Below are 528 nucleotides of genomic sequence, written 5' to 3' on the forward strand. Positions count from 1 at the left end.
CTAAATAGCTGCGCGGAATAGTAGATCACTTTGAGGGAACTCAGCCCGGATTGTGCGATCTGATCAATCGCCAACCGGACTGAGTGATGCCGATCATAGCACCAATTTCCCGTGACGAACGACGCCTGATACAGAAAGCAATCCATAAAACGCACGATAAAAATTATGCCCGCAGGCTGACGGCCATGCTGATGCTGCATCGGGGCGATCGCGTCAGCGACGTTGCCAGAACGCTCTGCTGTGCCCGTTCCTCCGTCGGACGCTGGATTAACTGGTTCACGCTGTCGGGTGTTGCAGGACTGAAATCATTACCTGCCGGACGAACCCGTCGCTGGCCTTTTGAGCATATCTGCACGTTATTACGTGAGCTGGTAAAACATGCTCCCGGCGATTTTGGCTACCAGCGCTCACGCTGGAGTACAGAACTTCTGGCAATAAAAATCAATGAGATAACCGGCTGCCAGTTACATGCCGGAACCGTTCGCCGCTGGTTGCCGTCTGCGGGGCTTGTGTGGCGAAGGGCCGCGC

Annotated in this window: 1 protein-coding gene; it reads left to right on the top strand. The window is 54.9% G+C overall.

All coding sequences use genetic code 11. From position 1 onward, the window contains the following. Positions 1 to 86: 86 nt before the first annotated feature. The coding region (locus tag FDW98_RS14180) for a helix-turn-helix domain-containing protein (RefSeq protein ID WP_137398870.1) at positions 87 to 528 on the top strand (442 nt) is incomplete at its 3' end.

The sequence above is a fragment of the Citrobacter sp. wls711 genome (genome assembly GCF_005281055.1).
GTDB lineage: Bacteria > Pseudomonadota > Gammaproteobacteria > Enterobacterales > Enterobacteriaceae > Citrobacter > Citrobacter gillenii.